Below are 24,368 nucleotides of genomic sequence, written 5' to 3'. Positions count from 1 at the left end.
TAGATATATCCTGACGGCTAAATACTAACAACCATACAAATTTTGATTTCAAAAAATTAATTTCCTCTCAAACAAGATGTGTACCCGATAAAACATCTAAATTTATCTCTATTATTGTTGAATCGTAAAATCATCACATATGACGGCACCAGAACAACCATTTTATATCAAGGCAACAATAAAACTTTTACTTGCAGGCCTAATTATTGCGTTCCTGATTTTGGCCCAAAACATTCTAATTCCATTTACCATTGCGGTTTTCTTTACTTTTTTATTAATCCCAGTATCGCGAAAGCTGCAACATTGGCATTTACCAAGGACATTGGCCATACTTTTAAGTATTATCATGGCTTTTACACTGGTTGTTGTTGTGTTGTATTTTTTTGTCGATCAGGTGTTCAGTTTTGTGAACGACTGGCCGGTACTCCAAAAATCGCTGGATGCCAAATGGGTAAGCCTTCAGCAATTCATTAGCGAAACTTTTCACATCAGTAGCATAGAACAAAAAGCGTGGTTAACCACTAAGCTCAAAGAGAATGCAAGTACAGGAGGGGTTTTGGTGTTAGGTCTCTTTTCGGCAACTACCTCTTTCCTGGCCAGCTTTGCGCTCATTCCTATTTATATTTTCTTCCTGACTTTTTATCAGGACAAATTCAAAGAATTCATTCGACTGGTAACCAAGGATGATAAAAACGAGCATGTTTTGTTGGTTGTAAAAAAAGTTTCAGTAGTATCTCAAAAATATGTGATGGGTATTTTTCTGGATGTTATCATTCTTTCCGTATTGAATTCAACCGGATTTCTGATTCTCGGTTTGCCGCATGCGATCTTATTCGGAGTTCTTGCTTCTGTATTGAATATAATCCCATACATAGGAGTGTTGATAGGAAGCCTATTGCCAATTTTGATGGCCTTGCTCACCAAAGACTCGATGAGTTATGCCATTGCTGCTGGCGCTATATGTGTTGTCGTTCAGTTCCTCGATAATAATTTCATCACCCCCTATGTAGTCGGTTCAAGTGTCAGTATCAATCCGTTAACCGCCACAATTGTACTGATTGCCAGCGCACTTGTTTGGGGAATTCCGGGAATGGTGCTTTGCTTGCCTCTTACCGGTATGGCCAAAGTGGTTTGTGATAATGTTGAATCACTCAAACCATATGGTTTTTTACTCGGCGAAGAAGTCAATTTCAACCAACAGAAACAAGATCAGGAACGACTGATTAAAAAGCTTCTTAAACGCAACAAAACGGCTTGATCATCGCGAATTTCAAGGATTACTTGGTTAATCTTTTTCAACAAATATTAACTTAAATTGTTAGGTTTTCCAGCAGTTTTTCATTAAATTGCACTGAAAGAATAAAAACTGGAGAATAAAGTTCCAGATTATTTCAATAGTCATAAACAATTAAAAACTAGCATTATGAGTTCAGGAAAAATTTTATTGGGTGTATTGGCAGGCGTAGCCGCCGGTGCATTGATCGGAATTCTGTTTGCCCCTGACAAAGGGTCGGAAACACGGAAAAAGATTGTTGAAAAAGGTGAAGATTATGTCGACGACATCAAAGAAAAAGTCGGCGGCCTGATCGATGATTTAGGCAAGAAAATGGATGGAGTAAAATCCAAAGTAGACGAAATGGCTGCAGGCGCCAAGAAAAAAGCAGAAGAACCCAAAGTTTCGACCAATTAATCTGAATTAATTCCAAATTTCATTACGAAAGACTAAATCATGGACGAACAATCAGGCTTAATTGAGTCTCTCATTGAAAAAGGGGAACAATACGGCAAAACGACATTGGAACTATTGAAACTGAAAACACTCGACAAATCAGCCGATGTGGCTTCAAATCTGGTTTCTTGGTTGATTGTATTAATTTTTGCCGTGTTGTTCTTCCTGATTCTAAATATCGGGGTAGCCTTGTGGTTAGGCGAATTGTTGGGCAAGTCCTACTATGGTTTCTTTGTTGTCTCAGGTATTTATGCCCTGTTGGCTCTAATTTTCAGCATTTTCAGGAAACAACTGATCAAAGATCCACTCAATAATTCAATTATCGAACAAGTACTCGAATAAGCATATGGCAAACCAAACAGCAGTTGAGTCACTCAAAGAATCCATTCGTTTGTTGGAAATTCAGCAAGCCGAAGAAGGTCAAATCCTGAAAGATCAGTTCAAAATTACTTACGAGAGTTTGAAGCTCGTTAATCTTGTCAAGAGTTCGTTAAAAGAGCTTACCGATTCCGTCGAGATCAAAACCAATCTTTTCGAATCCATTGTTTCAATTGTAACCGGGTATCTATCTAAAAAATTGATGGTCAGTTCATCGAGTAATCCGTTTAAGAAGATACTTGGTGTTTTGATTCAGCTTGGCGTAACCAATCTGGTTGCAAAAAATGCTGAAACAATCCGTATTTTCATCACTGAGTTTATTGATCGGTTTCTTCATCCCAAAGAAGAGGAAGAAGAAATTCCAGAAACAGAAGCTTAAATCTCATTTTAAGAAAATAATTCGTCACTCCATATTACGATTCATCCGGGTCAAACTACGACTCGGTTTTTTTTATTTTAACACCTCCGATCTCTGAAGCAACTTTGGGTTATAAAATACTCAAAGCCATGAGATCAATATTAATCATTTCAGTTTTCATCCTGATATCTGCCAACTCATTTGCGCAGGCTCTGTTATCAGGAAAGGTTACCGACTCCCAAAACAATCCGCTTCCGGGAGCCAATGTATTTATTCAAAATAGCTACGACGGCACTACTTCCGATAGCATCGGAAATTTCAGCTTCAAGACCAGTCAGAAAGGAATTCAAAACCTTTCAGCCAGTTTTATCGGGTACAAACCATTTCTCCGGAAGCTGGATTTGGATAGCTCCAAAACCATTACATTAAACATCGTTTTGCTGGAATCGGACGACCAGATTGACGAAGTGGTCATCAATGCCGGATCTTTCGAAGCCAGCGATGAGAAAAAAGCAGTCGTTTTACGCGTTTTTGATATTGCAACTACTCCAAGTGCTCAGGGCGATATTTTTGGTGCACTCGGAACACTACCCGGAGTTCAGAAAGTGGGCGAAGATGGTCGTGTATTTGTACGCGGCGGTGAAGGTTACGAAACCAAAACCTTTATGGACGGAATGCTGGTTGCTTCGCCATATACCTCGAAAATGCCCGACATGCCTTCCCGCGGACGATTCTCCCCTCTCCTTTTCAGTGGAACCTTGTTCAGCACCGGAGCCTATTCTGCCGAATACGGACAAGCTTTGTCATCGATTGTTGATATGAAAACCAATTCGATCGAAACCGAAGAACAATCGAGTCTATCGGTGATGACTGTCGGGCTGATGGGCTCAACAACCCGATGCAGAAAAAATTCGTCGTTGTCATTGAGCGGCGATTTGTTAACCACAGCTTTGTCTAACAAAATCAACAGACAGCAGGTAGATTGGACCAAAAGCCCCGTTACAGCAGACGGAACAATCATGTTCAGGCAAAAAGCCGGGGAAACCGGATTGTACAAACTCTTCGGAACTTTCAACACAAGTTCGAGCGGCATGATTTATCCCAACATTCAGACGGGAACCAATCAGGACATTTTATTAAACAGCAGCAACATTTACCTCAACAATACCTATAACAGCCAGTTGGGTGAAAAATGGATGATGAAATCAGGACTTGCATTCAATTACGACCACCAAAACATTGATCTGGATAAAGACCGCATCATAACGAATCAAAAAATGGTTCAAGCCAAAATCGGGTTCAGTTGTTTCCTGAATGAGCAAACCGAATTGAAATTTGGTGCTGACTGGGTGAACTTTTCATACGAACAAAAAATCAGGATGGACGGCAATTTCCGGTTGCCATTTACCAATAACGAACTTTCAGGTTTCGCAGAAATGGAATATAAACTCACGAAGAAATTCGCAACACGTCTGGGATTCAGGGCCGAAAACAGTTCTCTTTTGAACGGAACAACAATTGTCCCACGGTTTTCAGGAGCATACAAAACAGGCGATCACAGCCAGATTTCGCTGGCTTGTGGCGAATTCTATCAAAATCCGGAAAATGATTACCTGAAATTTGCGCCACAATTAAAGCCCGAAAAAGCAAACCACGCCGTGATGACCTGGCAATATTTGACTGAATTGAAAACATTCAGGGTAGAAGGCTACCTGAAAAAATACAATAATCTGGTCAAATTCACTGAACAGATGACGACCAATCCACTAGATTACAACAATTTGGGGACCGGTCATGCTGAAGGTGTCGACATTTTCTGGCGCGACAAGGAAACCTTCAAACTAACCGACTACTGGATTTCGTATTCGTGGATCAATGCCCGGCGCAACTACAAAGACTACACAATGGCCGCCGTTCCGACTTTTGTTTCAGAACACAATTTATCAGTAGTTTACAAACGCTTCCTTCCAGTATTAAATACGTACGCTTCGTTGACTTATTCGTTTGCCAGTAGCCGTCCGTATCACGATCCGAATCTTTCAGGCTTTATGAATGCAAAAACACAACAGTACAACGACATCAGCTTAAGCCTGACTTACATGCTGAATTTCTTCGGAAAACAATCGGCACTGCATCTGATGCTCAATAATGTTGCCGGATTTGACAATGTGTATGGCTATAATTTTTCAAACACACCGAATGCTGCCGGTAAATATGAATCGACACCAATCCGTTCACCTTTTGTGCGGCAAGCAATTTTGGTTTTGAACATTATGCTTTAAAACCTATATAGAGGGCTTCACTTTGGGTGAAACCCTCTCTAAAGTCAAACAAATACAACAAACAATCAACACTCATGAAAAAATCAATTTTTATCCTTGCCTTACTTTTATTATCCAGTGCTGGTTTTGCCAACGAAGCCTATCAAAAAGCGATGAGCCAGTCAATCGAAAAGCTGTTTCAGGCTAAAACCATTCCTGAATATGTTGAAGTTGCCAATCAGTTTGAACGTATTTCGCAAATTGAGAAAGCAGAATGGTTACCACTCTATTACGCTTCATTTGCGTATATCATGATCAGCTTTCAGGAAGCAGAAAACACAAAAAAAGACCTGTATCTCGATCTGGCTCAAAAATACCTCGATCAGGCTATGGCGATTGAAGCCAACGAATCTGAATTATTTATGCTACAAGGCTTTTTGTACCCGTCGCGCATCAACATCGACCCAATAAACCGGGGAATGGCATTGGTGGGCAAAATGAATGCGGCACTCGATAAATCGCTGGAGCTAAACCCTGATAATCCGCGGGTTTATTACCTGCGTGCCACCATGACTGCCAATATGCCCGAAGCTTTTGGCGGAGGTGCAGCAAAGGCATTGCCATTGTATCAAAAGGCTGCCGAAAAATTTCAGTCTTTCAAACCAAAAACAGAACTCTCACCCAATTGGGGGAAAGAAATGAATGATGCTGAGCTGGGGAAAATTATGGAATCGATCGCGAAATAGAATCGTTTCGGGTTGCGAGATACAAGTTGCGGGAAAACTCGTAACCCGCAACATTTCCTTAACGAACTCTTTCTCTTTAAAGAATAATTATCCGTATTTTCGATCAAACTTTCAACCCTTACCCAACCAATGACTAACAAGCAAAACAGCATTAACAAATTATTCTGGCAAATCCCAGCATGGATTCTGCTTTTGATTGTCATCGGCAATACGATCATGTTAATCATCCTAAAAGGAAACGAATTCACCTTTGAAATGTTCCTTTTGGCTTCGCTCAACTCCGTATTGGTCGGAGGTGCCTTTATGATTGGGCTGAAGGTCATGATTACTGCGCTCGACCGAAGACTTCCATGGCTGTACAATCCACTGAAACGATTGATCGCACAGTTCTTAATTACGATCGGGTATTCATTCTGCATCATTGTCATCACCATATTCGCGACAGGCTATTTTTCTCATCAGAAAATTACATCTAATTTCTTTTTTGATCAGGCCTCATTTATGGCGAAGGTTGCCTTCCTGTTTGTTTTTGTAGGATCGTTGCTTTCGAATACGGTTCTTTTCTTTAAAAACTGGAAAGAGTCTGCTGTTCAGCAAGAAAAACTGAAGCGCGAACAATTGGCACTGCAGTACGAAACCCTGAAAAGCCAAGTAAGTCCGCATTTTTTATTCAACAATTTAAATTCACTAACCTCGCTTATCAGCTCAAATCCTGAAAAAGCAATCGATTTTGTGAAAAAACTTTCGGAGGTTTACAGGTATGTACTCGACCAGAAAAATCACGAATTGGTGGCGCTCGAAACGGAACTGAAATTCGTAGAATCCTACATATATCTGCATCAAATCAGGTTTGGAACAAATCTCAAAGTACAAATGGATGTTAATCCACAAAACTTCAAAGTAATTCCCCTTTCGATTCAGTTGCTGGTCGAAAATGCCATCAGGCACAACGAGATTTCAGATAAAAAACCTTTAACCATAAGGATTTACTGCAACGGAGAGCATCTGGTGGTTGAAAATCAGCTTCAAAAAAAATCGGGATCAGAAGGCACCGGCACTGGTCTTCAAAACATAGGTGCACAGTACAGTTTTTTCTCCGACCAAAAGGTATCCATCAACTTCAATTCCGAAACATTCAGGGTAAGCATTCCTCTTTTAACCGATTGACGCCATGTACAAAATACTTATCATTGAAGACGAAAAGCCAGCAGCAGAATGGTTACAACAGTTAATCCTGAAGTTTGACCTGCAGATTTCGGTGCTAGCCGTGATTGATTCAGTAAGTGGCGCCACAGAATGGTTTGAACAACATTCGGCTCCGGATTTGGCATTCATGGACATCCAACTGGCCGATGGGTTGAGTTTCGAAATTTTTGAACGGGTAAAAGTTCCTTGCCCTGTGATTTTCACCACCGCCTACGAAGAGTACGCCGTAAAAGCGTTCAAGGTAAACAGTGTCGATTATCTCCTGAAACCTATTGCGTACAGCGAACTGGAAGCTGCCTTTCAGAAATTCGGGAATCAGATCAAAAAGGTGGAAGACGTGCAGCCTGTGACCATCGAATTGCTAAACAAAGTAAAGGAAATGCTCAGAAAACAATACAAAACCAGGTTTGTGATAAAAGTTGGCGAGCACCTGAAATCGATCCCAGTGGAAGAAATCCTATTCTTTTACAGCCTCGAAAAGGCAACCTACCTGTGTACCGCCGATTTCAAAACCTACCTTGTCGATTATTCGCTCGACCGTATCGCAGAAATGGTTGATGAGCACCGGTTTTTCCGCATCAACCGGAAATATATACTTAGTAATCTGTCGATTGCCGACATTGTGTTTTACTCGAACAGCCGCCTTAAAATCAAATTAAAAAAGACCGATGAAGAAAGCATCATCGTGAGCCGCGACAAAGTTGCTGCCTTTAAGGAATGGCTAGACTTATAGTAAAAAGTCAGTCAGGGTTTCACTCAAAGTGAAGCCCTGACTAATCTTATAAAGTTTTATTTTGAGGCGGACAGCGCAGCTTTCACTGTTTCAGCCATAGGGGTTGTCGGGTGGCCAATCAATTTCGACAACTGGTGCGATTCATTAAACAAATCACCTTTTGACGCAGATACATCCCAACTGGCAATAGCATCAGCAAACCCTTCAGAAATACCAAAACTTTTTAAAATCTTAGCATATTCGGTTTCTGGAAGATTATTATATGGGATTACTTTTCCGGTTTGTTTCGAAATCTCGGCCGCCAAATCAGCCAAGGTATACGATTCGTCACCGGCCAATTCATAAACTTTATTTTCGTGTCCTGCACCAATAACAACAGCTACCGCAGCATCTGCAAAATCGGTACGGGCAGCCGACGAGATTTTACCATTGCCGGCGGTTCCGATAAAAGCACCCGCTGCAATAGCTCCACCAACTGATCCGGTATAATTTTCGGTGTACCAGCCATTGCGCAAAATGGTGTAAGTCAAGCCCGATGCCTGCAATGCTTTTTCTGTGGCATAATGTTCAGGAGCCAAACTTAAACTTGAAGTATCAGCCTGAAGTAAGCTGGTATAAACCACCCATTTAACACCGGCCTTTTTAGCAGCCTCAATTACATTGGCATGTTGCTCGGCACGTTTACCCAATTCGTTTCCTGAAATAAGGATTAATTTCTCGATTCCCTGAAGTGCATCAATCAATTTTACCGGATTATTGTAATCAAACTCACGGGCTTCAACTCCCAATTCGGCAGCTTTTTCTGTATTACGCACCAAAGCCACAACGCTTGATGACAATCCTTTTTCTTTTAATTTTTCAACGACCAATCGACCTAGTTGACCGGTAGCTCCTGTTACTCCTGTTTTCATTTTTCTGAAATTATAAATTTACATTCAATATTTAATATACTTTTGTTTTTTAATTACTTTTGGTAAGTCAAAGATAAAAGACATACAACACATAAACAAGAACTTACGAAATAGTTCAATACTTACTTTAAGGTTAGTAATGGTTTAATCAAAAGGTTATGGAGAAAGATTTTTTGAAAAAATATGGTGAAGCCGCTCATTGCCCGGTGCGAAATGTGATCGACCGGATTGGCGACAAATGGTCGGTGCTGGTTTTGATGGTTCTGGAGGAAGGAAATGTGCTGCGATTCAACGAAATTTGGGGATCGATTCAAACGATTTCGCAGAAGATGCTGGCCGTGACATTAAAAACGCTCGAAGCCGACGGTTTGGTGAAACGGACGGTTTATCCGCAAATTCCACCCAAAGTTGAATATCAATTAACCGAAAGAGGTAAATCGTTACTTCCACACTTGCATGGATTGGTTGGTTGGGCAAACGAAAACATGGGTGAAATAAAGGAATCGAGAGAATTATTTGGAAATATTTCACGAAATTGAAATTCAATATCAATCAGGATAAAAAGAATGAGGCGACTGTTACCAATCGCCTCATTTTTAAAATACGCAGACCTGTAAGCCGGGTTCTGTAATCGTCTTGCGACGAGTCTCTATCATTTATCTACCCGGGTTATCACTAACCCGATCGAGCAGCCTACCCCTCACGACTTCCGAAGAACCAAAACGGGCCGTTCTGTATCCCCCCGAGGACTCGGGGGAAAATCGTGATATATTTGGCTTTGCAACCCATCAGAAGTACGGCTGATTGTGTTGCCACAACCACCGGTGGGCTTTTACCCCGCCTTTTCACCCGTTCCCCCGAGAACTCGGGGGTGGTCGTTTTCTGTTACCTTACTGCAAGCTTTCGCCCGCCTTCCTGTTAAGAAGCATGGTGCCCTGCGTTGCCCGGACTTTCCTCTCTCCCGAATAAACGGAACAGCGATAGAGCGGTCTGCGTTGCAAAGGTGCGGAAAATAAGCCGAAAATCAAGTCAATAGGAGAATCTCATATGTTTAAAAACTACTTTTTACAAACAAACTATAAAATATAGTTTTAAAACTAAAATTTATAGTTACATTTATACTTCTCAAAGTACTAACAATTTGATTTGTTGTTTATCAATTAATTAATCGTAAAATGAAACACCTTACCAATCGCGAAGAAGAAATTATGGAACTTTTCTGGGAGAAAGGAGCCTTGTTTGTAAAAGAAATTATTGATGAACTTGAAGAACCAAAACCTCACTACAACACCATTTCGACCATTGTTCGCGGGCTTGAGGAAAAGGGTTTTGTTGGGCACGAGCAGTTTGGAAATACCTACCGATATTTTGCGATTATTTCGCGCGAAGAATTTAGCCGGAATACGATCAAAAACATGGTCAGCAAATATTTCAATACATCGTATGCTTCGGTGGTTTCGATGTTTGTCGAAGAACAGAAAATCACAACCGAAGAAATTCAGGAACTAATTCGTCAGGTTGAATCACGTAAAAACACTGAAAATGAATGATTTTCTCATCTAAATTTTAAAATCGACGATCAGCATCAGTTTACTCTATCTGGTTTTCAGAATGCTGATGCGAAAAGAGACTTTTTTTAAGCTGAACAGAGCCTTGCTTTTATCAGCGGTGGTTTGCTCAGCAATTATTCCACTACTATACCTGCCACAGATCATTCAGCCAGCCCTGCAAAACGAATGGATACCAAGGCTACAAAATCAGGAGATTATGCTGGCTCCTCAATATCCATTGGGAGAATCAACTCAAACGATTACTGTTCCAACAGAACAAACAAAGACTGTAATCAGAGAAGAATTTCCATGGATAAAACTAATTCAAACTATTTATCTGGCAGGAATACTAATTTTGCTTCTGATCTTGATTCACGGCATAGTTTCTATTTTGATACTTTTCCGAAAAGCGCAGTTCAGGCAAATGGATGGTTTCCGCCTGCTGATTATTGATCATGAGATTCCGCCATTCTCATTTGGCCGCTTTGTGATTATCTCGCAAAGCGATTATGATGCCCACCGACAAGCCATTCTTGCTCACGAGCAGGCACATATCAAGCTAAACCATTTTTTCGATCTGGCATTACTCGAAACGACAAAAATGCTTCACTGGTTTAATCCAGTAATTTACTGGCTGATCCGCGACATGAAAGAGATTCACGAATTTCAGGCCGATGAATGCACCCTCAACAAAGGCATCGATGCAACTCAATATCAAATCCTAATTATTCAAAAAAGTGTTGGGCCACAGCGGTTCGCACTAGCTAACAGTTTTAATCATTGTCAAATTAAAAACAGAATTATCATGATGAACAAATCAAAAACCAGTAAAGCATGGAGCTGGAAGGTGGCGACCTTTCTTCCCCTGCTTGCCCTGTTGTTGATGGCTTTCAGCAAAACAGGTGGGAATGTATCTGAAAAAGAAAACGTGCCGATAAAAATTATGGCAGATTCAGGAATCAAACAAAATCAGAACGAGCAGACAAATTTATCAATTGAGATCAAAAAAGATGGCAACTACATCGACAATAAATTGTGTTCGCTAGAGGAAATTGTAAAAAGGGCAAAAGCATGGCAAAAGACCAATGAAGAAATCCTTCTTCTCGTGGATAGCCCAATTCCTTATGTCCGTATTGATGAAGTTAGAGAAACTTTGGAAAAGGCTAACATTTATTTTATAAATCAATCTTCATCAATTTCTGATGAAATCATTTATCCAGCGGGGGATGTAACTGAAATGGCCAAGTTTACTCAGGGTAAATGGGAAGAGTGGATGAATAATCAATTGAAAAATATTGATGAAGGTAAAAAATACAAAATCACCTATAGTTTCATTATAGATAAAAACGGAAAAATCAAAGATGGCCATATTATCAAAGCCTCTGAGTATCCTGAAATAAATGCAGCAATGGAAAAAATCCTAACTAGAATCCCAGATTGGAATCCAGCAAAAAAGGGAGGAATAGCTGTTAATGTTCTATACAAGGAAATAAATAGTAAAAACTAAATGCGTCAATAGTTGAGAAGAAATAAAATAAGCGCTATTTGTTTGTGGTAATTAGTGAAAAAGCAGCCGGTCATGGTGCGTCTCCATGCCGGCAGCTTTAATCATTGTCAAAAAGAGTTGCATTGCTGCAACAGCTACAAATCTAGGAATTAGATTTGTAGCTGTCAAATTTTTATCTACTTCTATTTTCGACTAGAACAACTCTCCAAAAGCAATTACACAACCGATTATTCAAATTGGAGATTTACTTTGTACTCCGGGGTAAACGATATTTTTCTGATATTCAATACTTGTTTTAATTTGCTGAAATCAGGCCTGTCTTTAGGAGAAATATCATCGAGATATGATGCACCTTCGTTTACTGGCCGAAAATAAAATACCATTTCTTTGGATGCGGCATTGGGATAAAATTTCTTCAGCCCAATTTGCCAAAGCGTACCTTTCCAGAATTCGTCGGTAACCAATTCGCCGTCCAGAAAACCCATGCCGGTATCGCCAGTATAATCAATGTTCAGGAAAAGATCGTTTAAACCATTCAACGAAGGCGGCAAGGTTACTACAGTTTTTCTCTCGCCGATTTGTCTTACGGTCGGCTCCAACTTAAATTCAGGCACCGAAATATTGAATTCTGACATCAAACTATTATTGACAGAGGCCAAAACCGCTGCATTTTCGGCATTTAACTTGCCTAAAAATTTGGGATAAACATGAATAGTAAACGCGTTCCTGCCCGCACTCAGCGCCGAAATCATATCATTCTCCTGCAAAATAACGGCATCCGAAAACATCAGGGATTTTTGACCTTTAATGGTGACTAAATAGGATTGCAGCGCCAGTGATTTTTCAATAACCAGTATTTTTGTTTGACGACCTTTTACGTTGGCGGTAAATTCTGAAGTTCCTTTGGAACATTTTACCAGTATTCTCTTTTCATTTTGGTCGAGACTAATTCCCGGTGACTTCTTAATTGAAAGTCCGTTGCTTTTGGCGAACGAGAACTCGGCATTGCTCCCATCCTGCGAAACAAACACATAATAAGGCATTTTACCATCATCGCTTTTTGTATATAACTGCGCCGTAGCATAAATCAAATCAGCGCCATTAATTGCCAGATGAAACGGGAAAATCACATTTTCGCCTTCCTTCATTGTAAATCCGCTTGCCTCAGGAATAGTTACAACATCCCCGCCGGTTTTAATCGCAATCTGAATATCCGGCTTGTCGGTTGTTTTAAGATCATCCTGAAAATTATTCACGAAAAGAAAGCCTGAATTGTCCTTTATCCTGACGGCATAGCGCAGATCGGTTACATTTTCCGGTTTCAGGATTGGTGCATTTTCAGGAAGGACAGTTGTCATTGGAGCCAGCAAATCGCCAAATTCCTGGGCAAATCGGTTGATGAGTTTCAGGCGTTGAAAACCTTCCCGAACCTGGCCAAACTCGCCAATCGGTGCCTGAAAATCATACGAAATCTTCGGCAAACCGTAGGCCTCATCACTAAAATAATACCGATCGCCCCGTGGTGTGGAACCACTGTGATACATGTAGTAACCCAATCCGTTTGCGCCACTTCCCAGACATCGGTTCATCATCGCATCAAAACTTTTTTGCTCCACAATGGGTCGCCGCGAATAAACCGTCATGATGCCCGTTCCCAATTCGGCTGGAAATGCCGGATAATCCTCGGGTTGATATCGCACCGGCGCATAATCCGGATCGCAATGCATGTCCTTGTAAAGAAAAAATGGCGAAATATCTTTGTGAGCCGTCCAGAACGGATAAGCATACGCTGCCGTAACCGGAATACTTTCGTTGGTTACTATGGCTGCGTTTCCCCAACCGGTAGCCGTATATAGGGGCACATCCATACCGGCTTTTAGGGCCAGCGATTTCAATATTTTCATGTGGTCGTTACCCAAATCGGCATACGGATTTTTCGTTTCAGAAACACCAACGCCAGCTTGGGTTAACGATAAATCGCTTTCCGCAGCAGTCCAATCATGTGGCTGTCCGGCGTAGGTCAATCCCCAGGGAGCAGCCGAATGCTGGTACTCGTTCTCCAATTGAATGCCAATTACTGATCCTCCGTCTTTGAAATACGTGCCTTTCAATTGCGTACCAATTTCGTCGTACAATTTTTCCACATACGACAAGTAAGCCGGATCGTTCGAACGAATCATCAGCGGCCTGCCCAAAAGCCAGTCGGGAAGCCCGCCGTTTCGAATTTCGCCATGACAAAACGGCCCCACCCGAACGAAAACATACATATCATTTTTGGCACACAATGCAATAAATTTCTTCAAATCGCGATCTCCATCCCATCTGAATTTCCCTTCATGTTCCTCGTGAATATTCCAAAAAACATAGGTGGCAATGATGTTTATGCCTCCAGCCTTCATTTTCTGAATCGATTCCTCCCAGTATTGGTTGGGATAACGACTAAAATGGAATTCGCCGGTTATTGGGATGAATGGGTTACCGCTTTTTGAAAGAAAATAGTTGTTCACTAAAATTGTTTCTCCTTTGGGGTTCGAACCACCCATTTTCAGATGATCAGAATAAATCTTCACCGGAGCTACTTCTGCATTGATCTCATATTTTTTCAGCGTCTGCCCTAAGGTATTCTGAAATCCAAAAGCAAGGGAAATAATAAGCGTTGAGGCTATTAAGTATTTAAACCGACTTTTCATATCTTAAAATAAGTTTTCGATTTTATTTTTCATTCTGAATTTGTGATAGGCCAAGCTCTCCCAATGCAATCAGATTCTGGCAATTTTGGTGATTTCGCTTGGTCAAATCATCGTCCCAAATCTGCAAATCAGGTAACGAAACTGCGAAATAGTCTAGTTTGGATTCATCGTTCAAGTGCGCTTTCCCGAAATCAATCAGTTTATTGAAGCGGGTTTTGGCTTCGTCGTTTTTCTCAAGCTGAACAAGTGCCAGCCCCTGATAAAAAATAGTATCGGGCTGCTGGTCGTTGTAAAAGATTGCCGGAACTGGCTCGCTGATTCCGGAGGAAGCTTTTTCCCAGTACTGGCGGGCTTTTTCGCGGTCGTTCATTCCTGAATATGCATTGCCCAGCCAATAAAAGATGGCATTTTCCTGAGCGCCGTAGAGTTTTCCTTCTCCCAGGTTTTCAGGATAAATCTGAGCCTTTTCAAGCAATTCGATAGCTTTTGAAAAATCCTTTTCCTGAAGGACTGTTTTTGCCATTTCGGTTAAGCTATATACATATTGACCGGTTACTTTTCCTTCGCCTCCTTCCCACGGATGGAATTTGCGCTCCATAATCAAGCCGTAAGCTTTTTCAAACTGGCCCAACTGGTTGTATAATGCAGCTCTTTCAAGGTATAAATCGTCGCGATAGTTAACCTGTTCGGGATATTTTTCGAGCTTCTCCAACCGGAATTCGGGTGAATATCCGAGACGTTTGTACAATTGATCGAGCTCCATCAGGATACGCGAATCGGTTTCGTCCAAACCAAATGCTTTTTCCAACTCGGCCAACGCTTTTTGCGACTGGTTTTGCTTGTTGAAATAGGCCAGTGAAAGATTCCGGTGAACGGTTGCAAAACCATCATTTAATTTAGCCGATAATTCCCAGTTGGTCACGGCATCGTCGTACTGGCGGGCATTGTACCAGAAATTGCCCAGATAATACGGTGCTTTCGAATCAGCCGGATTCTGTTGTTTGGCCCATTCCAAAACAATAACAGCCTCAATTTGGTTGGGAAAACAAAAATCAGGGCAAGCGGCTGATGCTTCTGTCAGCGATTTTTCAGAAGCTGATTTATTGCCCGAAAACATTTCGAACCAGACTTTGTAATACCATGCCATGGGGTAAACAGGCTGAGCGATTTGCTCTTCAATCCCTAACGAAATCAGCTCAATGGCTTCCTGATACAATCCGGCAAAAGCGTAATCAAGGGCAAATTCGATATAAGTGTGGATGTTGGGCTGCGACACCCCTAAATCCCCGAAAGGGGACTTTGAGTCGCCAGTCAATAAAGATTTTTCGAACAAAACGCCAAAATTAAACCGATCAAGTTCAAATGATTCTTCGATTAGCTTTTGGGCTTCTGCAACACGGTTCAATTTCCGAAGAACGCAGACTTTCAGGTGGCGACTTTTTGCATTGTTCCAGTTTCGCACCAGCGAGCGGTCGATCAAGTCAAGCGCTTCGTCCCAGTTTTGCTTTTTAGCTGCGAGGCGGGCCAACTGAAAATAGCCGCAATCCATAAAGGCTGCATTCCAAACCGATTTATAAAAGGCATCGAAAGCCTCATCATCGCGACTTTGATAGATTAGCGAAAGCCCAAGGTTGAAATAGGGTTCTCCATCCAGCGGATTTGGATTGCGTTGAGTGAGTGTTTCAACAGCTTTCCGGAAATAGTTTTCAGCATCAGCAAATTTGCCCCTGCGCAACAACCACAGGCCCATCGCGTTGTTGCAACGACTGTCGCACGGGTCGCGGCGCAGTGCTTCGAGGTAATAATCGCGCGGATCGTAGGTGGCATGCCGGTACTGCTCCAAATGCAGTCCGGTGAGGTACAACTGTTCGTTGCTATCAATTTCTGATGGAAGTTTTGCGGCTTTCGCTGCCTCCGGAATTGGCTTTTTTTCATTAGATTCGGGTGTCCAGTCAACCAGAATTTTTCCTTCAGAAGAAACAATCGCAATAGAAAAGCCTCCCCCAACCCCCTCCGAAAGAGGGGGCTTTTGGCCTCCGTATCCCGAAAATTTCTCATTTAAAATGGCTTTCTCATAGGATGTTGCCGGATAAAAATCGAATGAATCCTCCAAAATTATTTCTTTTCCACTTTTCAGGATGACTTTTGAATTGGGATAAACTCCGGTGGTGTATGCTTTTATGGTGGCCTTACCGTCTTCAAATTCGAGATTAATCATGGCCTCTTTGGTCGCATTTTTTACCACACCCAAATCGCGGTAGGGCATAAAATACTGACTGAATGTTTTCTCCTCACCGGGCATCAGCCACGAAAAGTCGGGTTGATTGTCGGTATAAACGCCGCACATCAGTTCGATGTAAGGACCGTCCTCATCAGTCAGGTTTCGGTCCCAGGCCCGACCAAAATCGCTATGACCCCAGGTCCACTGCTTTTTTCCGGGCGAAACATGGTGATTGGCTACATGCAGCAATCCGCCTTTCGTGTCGTTTTCGTAGCCACCAACAAAGTTGTATTTCGAATTCACAGCCATGTATGAGGTGGGAACCGGAATGTTTTTATAACGGGAGATGTCGGTTCCGGGCGAATAGTCCACTTTGTAGTATGTTCCTTTTGCAATCGGAAATTCCGAAACATCACGTTTGCCATGATCAAAAACCGCGTTCACATCCGGCGGAAAAACCGACTGGTAATGGTCGTTCACTTTTACGGCCGGATTGGCCCACCACAGGAAAGTCTGCGGAAAATCAGTGCGGTTCAGCAGCTTCACCTTTATTTCGAGGTATGCTTTATCAGGATGCAATGTAAAACCAGCCATTCCGCGTGTACGAAACATGCGCTCTACCTCGCTGCACCATACGGTTACGCTGCCATCGGCATTTTCCTCAATACAGTGATCAACCGGCTCGAAAGTCGATGGACGGTGATGCTGCGGCCAGTTAAACTCCAATCCACCCGAAATCCAGGGGCCGGTCAGTCCAACCAAGGCCGGTTTAATCACCTGATTGTAATAGATAAAATGGCGCTCCTTGATTTTGTCGTAGGCCATCTGCACCCGCCCGCCCAGCTCGGGCAAAATCATAATTTTCAGGTATTGGTTTTCCAGAAAAACGGCATTCCATTCTTTATCAACCTTTTCATCCAGAATTTTCTCAATCACCGGATGTGGATAAACCACCCCGCTGCTTCCCTGATAAACCCTCTTTTCCAGAAACATCGGGTTCTTCTCGGGTTTACCAATTCCATAAGTCGGAATCACAACTTTTTCGTACCAGGCTTTAACATTCATAGTTCCAGGTTTCAAATTCCAGGTTTCAATTTTGTTTTTTAGTCAGATTTATTTTGTCAAACTACCGAGCAGTTCAGTTCCCAATTCAATTTTCGGTTGAAATTTTTCTCCAGCCATATATTTCTTCAGGCTGAAAAGCATTTGCTGCGCTTCGGGGCGCTTGTCCAGATCGGTTGTAAGGTCGATTCCCGAAATCAGGATTTTGCCTTTGCCCACTTTTCCTTCCACAATCAAAGCGAGCGGACGGTTGGTAAACCAATCGTCAATCACCCGCACAATGGGTTTTAAATTAGTAGGGAAAGAGGTCATGTTAATGGCTCCAGAATGGCTCATGGCATCCCACCACTGGTAATTGCTATGATATTCTGTGGGGAACTCAGCCAATGCCGGATGATTTGGATTGACCAGTATGCCCAGGGTGTGCGGTGCTTGTCCGTTGGTCCAGGCGGTGTTCCAGAAAATACTCGAGAACCCGATCGGAATGTCGCCGCCCAGTTCCTTCGAAAGTGCTCCTTTCTTCAGGTTAAGCAGCACGATTCCGCCATCCTGAAGATATTTTTGCGTAGCCGCATCCAGTTTCTGAACTACCCGAATCTTTTCTTCTCCTGAGATGATTTCCTTTTTAGCCGGATAAACCCAGAAATCCCAGCTATTGCTTTTTCCGTTGACTGAAACTTCCAGAATCAGTTTTTCAGGATTTGAGATAGCCGCAAGCGGAAAAGAAACATCCCCAAGCTTGAAGCCGTTGCCCACCGGAATGTTGGTTTGCGGAAGTTTCCCCGATTGGATCAGTTTTCCTGTTTTGTCAGTTATTTTCCATTCAGGAACGCAGGCAGAAATTGGGTGGTCGCCATAATGTGCTACTTCAATAGCAGCTTCAAAGGTTTCGTCGTTGGTGTAAACCAGCTTTTTCATGCGGGCCAGCGCCACTGTTGAGTTACAAAAGCGGTTGTATTCGGCCGGACTGATGTACCCTTTTTCACCCCAGAACGGATCGAGTACGCCAACCAGAGCCGATCCCTGACCAGGAAAATCGTGTAAATCGAGCAACTGGAAACCGCCGAAATCCTTGGTTCGCAAAGCAGCCTCGATGTCAGCTTTGTAGCACAAGGCCTGTAATTTGCCTGATGCCAGTAAAAAACTGTCGGCCAACTGCGCCAAGCCGTGATCTTTTAATGTCTCCTGAAACAGCTCGAAGTTTTTGGCTTTCAAAACTCCGTCGTATTTTGCAATTTCCTTAAAGTTCGGATAAACACACCATTGACCAATTTCGTGACTGACCATTGGCTGCGGAAACTTATTGTTGTACGCCGACCAATCGTATTCGGTATTTGGCGCCTGAGCATTGATGATGCTGCCCAAACCCTGTCCCCAGTGCTGAATGCGGGGTTCTGAGTCGCTCAGGTAATCGTTTGCCGGAAGGTTTGGCCAGCCAGCTCCTGAAGTATAAATGCGGCGGTTGTCTTTACTTTTCCAGAAATTTACGAAATCAGTAAGGAAAGTACCCTGATTTTTGCCGGCAGGTTCGTTGCCATAAACCATCATACAAAACGAAGGATGGTTACCATACTCGTCGATCATGCGTTGGCTTTCTTCATACAAGTATTTGTCGAACGGTTTGCCATCGCCAATGGTGGTCGATTGATTGGCCCACGACGAACATTCCACATGCAGGTAAAAACCAAGCTGATCGGCAGCACCGAAAGCCGCTTGCGGCGGACACCACGAGTGAAAGCGGAAGTGGTTCAGTCCGTGAGCATGGGCAACAGTAAAAATGCGCAGCCATTCGTTCAAATCGGTTGCCGGGTAGCCCGTTTTCGGAAAGATGGCGCATTCCAGTGTTCCACGCAGGAAAGTGGGCTGTCCATTAATCAGGATATGTTTACCAGAAGTTTTGAATTCGCGCATCCCGAAAGTAGTTGTTGTCACATCCGTTTTTCCTGAAGTTTTATCATTCAAACTAACTTCCAGCGAATACAAATTGGGATGAAATTCATTCCAAAGTTTGACATCGGAACCCATTTCGAGGTCGATAGCCAACATATTTTCACCTTCTTTCAGTTCAAATTTTTCGTCAATACTCGTTCCTGTTTCTTTTATTTTCAGGCTAAGTTTTACTGAAGCTACTTTTCCGGTAGGGTTTTCAACCTTTACTTTTACTGCTATCTTTTTATTCTGTATTTCAGGATAAACCTGCACATTCTGAATGTAGATGAGCGGACGGGCCTCGAGGAACAATTGCCCCACTACCCCGTTCCAGTTGCTTTGGGTATGGTCAGAAATGCTGTGCGAATTAATTCCCGGATCAATGTCTTTCACCCGGTTATCGACACACAGGCTCAGACGATGTTTCCCGGGAGTTAAAAATTTCGTCAGGTCATATTTATGTGGAGTTCCCAGCGAGTTTTGCATCCCCACTTCTTTGTCATCAACCCACAAACGGCTTTCCCAGTGGCAGCGCTCCAAAAACAAGCCGATTGATTGTCGGTTCCAGTCTTCAGGAATGGACACTTCCTTTTGGTACCAGGCAGCGCCTTTGTAATATTTCACCGGTTGCAGCCAAAATGGGATTTTGATATTTCCGGGCTGGCGGAATTTGGCATATTCGGGCTTTTTAAAATAGGAACTATCCACAATTTGTCCGGTCCAGGGCGTTTTCAGCGTGATGTCATTCCCTTTTCCGTTAGTTGTCATCGACCCTGGCAAAGTAACTTTATCAGCTAATTCCTGATTGAACCATTTTTCGGAAATTCCTTTATCGAGCGAATCGATGGCAAATGCCCACTCTCCTTTAAGATCGATCTTTTGTTGAACGGCGGGCTTTTGACAAGCAACAATTACGGTTGCAAAAAAAATGGCACAGATTAAAATTTGTTTCATATCTGATTATTTTTGAACCACATAGGTCACATAGTTATTTTTTCTAATGTGTTCTATGTGGTTATTTTTAAATTTTACATCTTTTCAATTTCTTCCAGACTTTTCCCTTTTGTCTCCGGAAGTTTTTTCAGAATGAATAAAAAGCCCGACAGGCAGATAAAAGCATACAGCCAAAATGTGCCGCTGGCATTCAGCAATTTATTTAATATCGGGAATGTGTAAGTGAGCACAAAACAGGCGATCCACAGCGCGGTTGTAGCAATGGCCATAGCGGCACCGCGCACGCTGTTCGGAAAAATCTCGGATAAAACCACCCAGGTAATCGGTGCTAAAGTCATAGCATAGGTAGCAATGGCAACCATTACCAAAACCAAAATGGCCAAGCCTTTTAGTTCGAAGAAATAGCTTGCTCCAAGTGCCAGGTAAATGACAGCCAGTCCGCTTGAGCCAAGCAACATCAGTTTACGACGTCCCCAACTGTCGACCACGCGCATTGCGGCAACGGTAAAAATAAGGTTCACGGTTCCGGTAATTACAATATTGAAAAGCATATCACCCACCGAATACCCTGCCGAGGTAAATATCTCATCCGCATAATTAAATATCACGTTGATGCCGCACCATTGCTGGAAAACAGCCAACACAATGCCTAAAATTAGCACCGGGCGAACTTTTTTGGAGCCTAAAGCTTTCCAGTCAATTTTTGAATCGGTACCATGCAAGGTTTCCGTAATTTCTTTCTGCTCCTGAAGAGCGTAGGCTTCCCCTCCGATTCGTTTCAGAATAGAAAAAGCATCTTCTGATTTTCCGGTTTTAGCCAGAAAACGGGGACTTTCAGGAATAAAAAACGACAAAACAAAAAACAACAATGCCGGAACTGTTCCTGCCCAGAACATACAGCGCCAACCCGACTGACCGTTCCATGAATTCAGGATAAAATCATCGGTCGCGCCAGTCGGAACAGCTTCTGCAATCAGGTAGTTGGTAATTTGTGCGGCCAGAATTCCCAAAACGATGGTCAGCTGATTCACTGAAACCAAGCGCCCACGCATGGAAGCCGGCGATATTTCTGCAATATACATGGGCGAAATCGCCGATGCCAGGCCAATGCCCAAACCGCCAATCAACCGAAAAACAATAAACAAAGTAAAATTATTGACAGCCCCTGTCCCAATTGCAGCGACTGTAAACAAAGCTGCGGCTGCAATCAATGGTTTTTTCCTCCCAAAACGATCGGAGAGATAGCCAGAAACCAAGGCTCCGACCAAACAGCCAATCAGTGCGCTGCTCATAGCCCAGCCTTGCAGGTAAGGCGATTGCGTAATATTGAAAAAACGTTCATAAAATGGTTTGGCACCGCCAATTACCACCCAATCGTAGCCGAACAGCAGCCCGCCCATGGCCGAAACCAGCGTTATGCCCAAAATAAACTGTCGGTTGAAATTTGATTTGCTCACAAGTTTAGAATTTAGTTTATCCAAATGTAAAGCTAAATTCAGTCATAAAGAATGAAATATTTTGCGAATTAATGGATTATCTTATCACATCATACGCTCAAAATATTTTCATCTAAAAACCTTACATATAAAGAATTGAAACTACTTTTGGAAAAAATTTTCAGCTAGGAACATTAATCATTCAGCTTTAGGCATGAAGAAAAAAGACGGTTTCCCGGGGCAAATCAGTTTTGTAATACCCGAACGCATATTGGCCCTTATCAATACCAATCCACTGATTGCTGATTTGCACATTACCGACATTGGCTATTACCCCCAGGCCCGCCACCATTTCAGGGAAAGGCCAAATGGGAGCGACCAGTTTATACTGATTTACTGCGTTGACGGACAGGGTGAAATCCACACAAAAGAGGCGTTGCAAGCGATTGGCTCCGACCAGTTTTTTATTATTCCGGCCGGAATGCCACATTCGTACCGGTCGGACTCGCAAAATCCGTGGTCGATTTACTGGATTCACTTCTCCGGAAGCAAGTCTGCAGCTTATGCTCGGTTTGGCGGACAGATTGTATCGATTGAACGTACCAATACATCGCGCATCAACGACCGGATCGAACTTTTTTCAGAAATTTTTCGCAACCTCGATCGTGGTTTCAGCACTGAAACACTCGAATATGTGAACCAATGTTTGCCCCATTTGCTGGCTTCGTTCACTCACTTAAATCAATTTCGGCTAATTTTAGAGTCGGGCGAAAAAAATATTGTGGCGCAAAGCATCAATTTCATGCTCGAACAACTGACACAAAAGCTGAAACTGGAAGAAATCGCTGCAGAAACCGGTCTTTCGGCCTCACATTTTTCACGGCTGTTTGTCAGTAAGCATTCGGTAAACTCCGTTATATTTTCTTAGAAAACCAGCAACCCACTTTCAGAGGTTCTCTAAAATGTTCGGAGAACTTTGAGAGGCTTAGGAGATGGAACTGTTACAAATCTGGTTTTGAAGTTTGAAGTTGTGTGGAAGTAATTCGGCCAGATCCTTGCTGTAATCGTTATCGTAATTGTGGATGTTATTCAGAAAGTATACCAGCCACTCGCGGAAGTTTACTTCGCTTGCCTTGCAACAGCCCAGCATGGAATACATGATTGCTGCATTTTCGGCTGCATCGTGGTTTCCACAGAACAACCAATTCTTCCGGCCTAGGGCAATTGGACGGATAGCATTTTCTCCGAGATTGTTGTCAATTTTCAACCGACCATCCAAATGGTATCGGGTCAACTTGTGGTAAATGTTATAGGTGTAGCGGATAGCCTTTCCGATACGCCCTTTGGGCAAAACTTTGGGGTATTCATTTAGCAGCCATTTTTCGAAGGCTACCATAATAGGATAAGCCAAGCGGGAACGAAGATCGGCGCGCTCGTCATAAGAGAGTTGCTGCTGATCGGCTTGCCTCTCCACCTGATAGAGCAGTCCTATTTGCTCCAGCGCATAAGAAGCCCTGACTTTGTCCTCTGCCAAAGCCTCTTCAAATTTACGCCGGGCATGAGCCCAGCACCCAATGGGCAGAACGCCCTTTTTGTTTTCGTAAATATCGTAAACGGCATAACCATCGGTCTGGATTACGCCTTGAAAATCCTTAAACAATTGCAGTGCGACCTTTTGTGCCCGGGAACCGTGGTCGTAATGAAAAAAGACCAGGTTGTCCATAACCGCACGGATCATCCAGATGTATCCTTTTATCGTGGTGTGCTTTTCGTTATTTATAATCGGGATCGTTGTTTCATCGCTCTGTATATAATCCGAAGCCAGCACCAGCTCCTTTAACCGGTAATAAGTAGGCCTGATCAGGTCGGCTACATCCTGAAACCAGCCGTTAATGGTTGCAGGTGCAATGGATATACCCTGTTGTTTGAACATCTGGATCTGACGATAGAAAGGAAGATGGTTCACATATTTGTCGATGATAATATCAGCCAAAACACTTGCCCCGGCATAGCTTTTTGCTATGGGAAGTACGGGCATGGGAGCTGTAATGATTTGCTTTTCCACATCCTGGCTTTTATCTTTCAACGCATATTTGTGGCGGATGATCCGGCGCACATACCATCTGGCAGATTCGCGTTCCAGAACTTCTGTAATTTCCGGAGCCAGTTCTATCCAATTCTCGAGTTCAATGTGCTGTGGATAAATGTGGGTTTCTTCTCTCGGTAGACTTTCGGGCAGCGGTTTGCGTACCGGATGGTTTTTCTCCTTTACCTCTATAACACGGATGGTCTTGTACTTTTCGATCTCCTCTTTGGCACTGGTTGCAAGTTCCTTTTCTTCCGGAAGCAGGTCAAGTCCCTCAAAATCGAGCTTTCGTTGCAGGGGATCCTCATTGATATACCGTTCACTGGATTTGCCCCAGATCCTTCGCTGGAGCATCTCTATCTGTTGTTTCAGCTTGTTAATTGTTTCATCCAGTTGGCTGATTGCCCGATCTTTTTCGGTAATCAGCTGGTCTTTTCCGACAATTTGTTTTTGGTAAGTGGATCTTTCTGAATCGAAGTTTTCAAAGTTGGAAAGTTGACTTTTAAGCCTGGAAGTTTCCCTAAAAAGCCGGTCACGTTCTTCCAGAATTTGCTGTAAAAAACCCTCTTCTTCAACTGTCATTTTTACTTGCTTTTGATGGCTTGAAGATA

Annotated in this window: 18 protein-coding genes and 1 other RNA gene; 12 read left to right on the top strand and 7 right to left on the bottom strand. The window is 42.7% G+C overall.

Going from position 1 to position 24,368, the window contains the following annotated elements; genetic code table 11:
- The first annotated feature begins 139 nt into the window (after nt 1–139).
- The 8 genes from AQPE_RS17300 to AQPE_RS17265 all read left to right on the top strand — a co-directional run bounded on the left by AQPE_RS17300 (nt 140) and on the right by AQPE_RS17265 (nt 7,411).
- Nucleotides 140–1,258 carry an AI-2E family transporter gene (locus AQPE_RS17300; protein ID WP_318347748.1) on the top strand — a complete coding sequence of 373 codons (1,119 nt, stop codon included), beginning with the start codon at nt 140–142 and terminating at the stop codon, nt 1,256–1,258.
- Nucleotides 1,259–1,423: 165 nt separating this feature from the next.
- A complete protein-coding gene (locus tag AQPE_RS17295; RefSeq protein WP_318347747.1) occupies nt 1,424–1,690 on the top strand; it encodes a YtxH domain-containing protein in 267 nt (88 codons plus the stop codon).
- Between the two features lie 39 nt (nt 1,691–1,729).
- On the top strand, nt 1,730–2,071 hold the full coding sequence (locus tag AQPE_RS17290; RefSeq protein WP_318347746.1) for a hypothetical protein: 342 nt from the start codon (nt 1,730–1,732) through the stop codon (nt 2,069–2,071).
- A 4-nt stretch (nt 2,072–2,075) separates the two neighbouring features.
- Nucleotides 2,076–2,486, top strand: a complete 411-nt coding sequence (locus AQPE_RS17285) for a hypothetical protein (protein ID WP_318347745.1) — start codon at nt 2,076–2,078, stop codon at nt 2,484–2,486.
- Nucleotides 2,487–2,614: 128 nt separating this feature from the next.
- On the top strand, nt 2,615–4,747 hold the full coding sequence (locus AQPE_RS17280; RefSeq protein WP_318347744.1) for a TonB-dependent receptor: 2,133 nt from the start codon (nt 2,615–2,617) through the stop codon (nt 4,745–4,747).
- 74 nt (nt 4,748–4,821) lie between these two features.
- Complete coding sequence (locus tag AQPE_RS17275; RefSeq protein ID WP_318347743.1) at nt 4,822–5,472, top strand: hypothetical protein; 651 nt, start codon at nt 4,822–4,824, stop codon at nt 5,470–5,472.
- Nucleotides 5,473–5,601: 129 nt separating this feature from the next.
- Nucleotides 5,602–6,639, top strand: a complete 1,038-nt coding sequence (locus AQPE_RS17270) for a sensor histidine kinase (RefSeq protein ID WP_318347742.1) — start codon at nt 5,602–5,604, stop codon at nt 6,637–6,639.
- 4 nt (nt 6,640–6,643) lie between these two features.
- Nucleotides 6,644–7,411: a LytR/AlgR family response regulator transcription factor gene (locus AQPE_RS17265; protein ID WP_318347741.1), complete on the top strand. Its 768-nt coding sequence runs from the start codon at nt 6,644–6,646 to the stop codon at nt 7,409–7,411.
- 56 nt (nt 7,412–7,467) lie between these two features.
- On the opposite strand, the gene AQPE_RS17260 is transcribed toward AQPE_RS17265, so the two are convergent.
- The gene (locus tag AQPE_RS17260) at nt 7,468–8,322 is read right to left on the bottom strand and encodes an SDR family oxidoreductase (RefSeq protein WP_318347740.1); all 855 of its coding nucleotides are present in this window, start codon (nt 8,320–8,322) and stop codon (nt 7,468–7,470) included.
- Nucleotides 8,323–8,480: 158 nt separating this feature from the next.
- On the opposite strand from AQPE_RS17260, the gene AQPE_RS17255 reads away from it, so the two are divergent.
- Nucleotides 8,481–8,861: a winged helix-turn-helix transcriptional regulator gene (locus tag AQPE_RS17255; protein WP_318347739.1), complete on the top strand. Its 381-nt coding sequence runs from the start codon at nt 8,481–8,483 to the stop codon at nt 8,859–8,861.
- Nucleotides 8,862–8,920: 59 nt separating this feature from the next.
- Here AQPE_RS17255 and rnpB read toward each other — a convergent pair.
- An RNA gene (gene rnpB, locus AQPE_RS17250) (RNase P RNA component class A) lies at nt 8,921–9,319 on the bottom strand.
- A gap of 178 nt (nt 9,320–9,497) precedes the next feature.
- Between rnpB and AQPE_RS17245 the strand changes: the two genes are divergently transcribed.
- A complete protein-coding gene (locus tag AQPE_RS17245; RefSeq protein ID WP_318347738.1) occupies nt 9,498–9,872 on the top strand; it encodes a BlaI/MecI/CopY family transcriptional regulator in 375 nt (124 codons plus the stop codon).
- A gap of 67 nt (nt 9,873–9,939) precedes the next feature.
- A complete protein-coding gene (locus AQPE_RS17240) occupies nt 9,940–11,379 on the top strand; it encodes a M56 family metallopeptidase (protein ID WP_318347737.1) in 1,440 nt (479 codons plus the stop codon).
- Between the two features lie 227 nt (nt 11,380–11,606).
- Here the strand turns inward: AQPE_RS17240 and AQPE_RS17235 are convergent, their stop codons facing one another.
- The 4 genes from AQPE_RS17235 to AQPE_RS17220 all read right to left on the bottom strand — a co-directional run bounded on the left by AQPE_RS17235 (nt 11,607) and on the right by AQPE_RS17220 (nt 21,692).
- Nucleotides 11,607–14,069, bottom strand: a complete 2,463-nt coding sequence (locus AQPE_RS17235; RefSeq protein WP_318347736.1) for a beta-galactosidase — start codon at nt 14,067–14,069, stop codon at nt 11,607–11,609.
- Between the two features lie 22 nt (nt 14,070–14,091).
- Nucleotides 14,092–17,355, bottom strand: a complete 3,264-nt coding sequence (locus tag AQPE_RS17230; RefSeq protein WP_318347735.1) for a DUF5107 domain-containing protein — start codon at nt 17,353–17,355, stop codon at nt 14,092–14,094.
- Nucleotides 17,356–17,403: 48 nt separating this feature from the next.
- Entirely contained in the window at nt 17,404–20,235 is a 2,832-nt protein-coding gene (locus AQPE_RS17225) for a sugar-binding domain-containing protein (RefSeq protein ID WP_318347734.1), read from the bottom strand.
- Nucleotides 20,236–20,309: 74 nt separating this feature from the next.
- Nucleotides 20,310–21,692 carry a sugar porter family MFS transporter gene (locus AQPE_RS17220; protein WP_318347733.1) on the bottom strand — a complete coding sequence of 461 codons (1,383 nt, stop codon included), beginning with the start codon at nt 21,690–21,692 and terminating at the stop codon, nt 20,310–20,312.
- 193 nt (nt 21,693–21,885) lie between these two features.
- Here AQPE_RS17220 and AQPE_RS17215 point away from each other — a divergent pair, with 193 nt between their 5' ends.
- A complete protein-coding gene (locus AQPE_RS17215) occupies nt 21,886–22,599 on the top strand; it encodes an AraC family ligand binding domain-containing protein (RefSeq protein ID WP_318347732.1) in 714 nt (237 codons plus the stop codon).
- Nucleotides 22,600–22,656: 57 nt separating this feature from the next.
- On the opposite strand, the gene tnpC is transcribed toward AQPE_RS17215, so the two are convergent.
- Entirely contained in the window at nt 22,657–24,339 is a 1,683-nt protein-coding gene (gene tnpC / locus AQPE_RS17210) for an IS66 family transposase (RefSeq protein ID WP_318346937.1), read from the bottom strand.
- Between the last annotated feature and the right edge of the window lie 29 nt (nt 24,340–24,368).

The sequence above is a fragment of the Aquipluma nitroreducens genome (assembly GCF_009689585.1).
GTDB lineage: Bacteria > Bacteroidota > Bacteroidia > Bacteroidales > Prolixibacteraceae > Aquipluma > Aquipluma nitroreducens.
The sequence above is the reverse complement of the archived record's forward strand: the minus strand, read 5'-3'. Positions and strand labels throughout refer to the sequence as shown.

What these genes read in the sequence shown, in the direction of transcription:
- AQPE_RS17255 (WP_318347739.1), top strand. Translation starts at nt 8,481, where the DNA reads ATGGAGAAAGATTTTTTGAAAAAATATGGTGAAGCCGCTCATTGCCCG.
- AQPE_RS17295 (WP_318347747.1), top strand. Translation starts at nt 1,424, where the DNA reads ATGAGTTCAGGAAAAATTTTATTGGGTGTATTGGCAGGCGTAGCCGCC.
- AQPE_RS17230 (WP_318347735.1), bottom strand. Translation starts at nt 17,355, where the DNA reads ATGAATGTTAAAGCCTGGTACGAAAAAGTTGTGATTCCGACTTATGGA.
- AQPE_RS17285 (WP_318347745.1), top strand. Translation starts at nt 2,076, where the DNA reads ATGGCAAACCAAACAGCAGTTGAGTCACTCAAAGAATCCATTCGTTTG.
- AQPE_RS17215 (WP_318347732.1), top strand. Translation starts at nt 21,886, where the DNA reads ATGAAGAAAAAAGACGGTTTCCCGGGGCAAATCAGTTTTGTAATACCC.
- AQPE_RS17290 (WP_318347746.1), top strand. Translation starts at nt 1,730, where the DNA reads ATGGACGAACAATCAGGCTTAATTGAGTCTCTCATTGAAAAAGGGGAA.
- AQPE_RS17260 (WP_318347740.1), bottom strand. Translation starts at nt 8,322, where the DNA reads ATGAAAACAGGAGTAACAGGAGCTACCGGTCAACTAGGTCGATTGGTC.
- AQPE_RS17265 (WP_318347741.1), top strand. Translation starts at nt 6,644, where the DNA reads ATGTACAAAATACTTATCATTGAAGACGAAAAGCCAGCAGCAGAATGG.
- AQPE_RS17245 (WP_318347738.1), top strand. Translation starts at nt 9,498, where the DNA reads ATGAAACACCTTACCAATCGCGAAGAAGAAATTATGGAACTTTTCTGG.
- AQPE_RS17235 (WP_318347736.1), bottom strand. Translation starts at nt 14,069, where the DNA reads ATGAAAAGTCGGTTTAAATACTTAATAGCCTCAACGCTTATTATTTCC.
- AQPE_RS17270 (WP_318347742.1), top strand. Translation starts at nt 5,602, where the DNA reads ATGACTAACAAGCAAAACAGCATTAACAAATTATTCTGGCAAATCCCA.
- AQPE_RS17300 (WP_318347748.1), top strand. Translation starts at nt 140, where the DNA reads ATGACGGCACCAGAACAACCATTTTATATCAAGGCAACAATAAAACTT.
- AQPE_RS17275 (WP_318347743.1), top strand. Translation starts at nt 4,822, where the DNA reads ATGAAAAAATCAATTTTTATCCTTGCCTTACTTTTATTATCCAGTGCT.
- AQPE_RS17280 (WP_318347744.1), top strand. Translation starts at nt 2,615, where the DNA reads ATGAGATCAATATTAATCATTTCAGTTTTCATCCTGATATCTGCCAAC.
- tnpC (WP_318346937.1), bottom strand. Translation starts at nt 24,339, where the DNA reads ATGACAGTTGAAGAAGAGGGTTTTTTACAGCAAATTCTGGAAGAACGT.
- AQPE_RS17225 (WP_318347734.1), bottom strand. Translation starts at nt 20,235, where the DNA reads ATGAAACAAATTTTAATCTGTGCCATTTTTTTTGCAACCGTAATTGTT.
- AQPE_RS17240 (WP_318347737.1), top strand. Translation starts at nt 9,940, where the DNA reads ATGCGAAAAGAGACTTTTTTTAAGCTGAACAGAGCCTTGCTTTTATCA.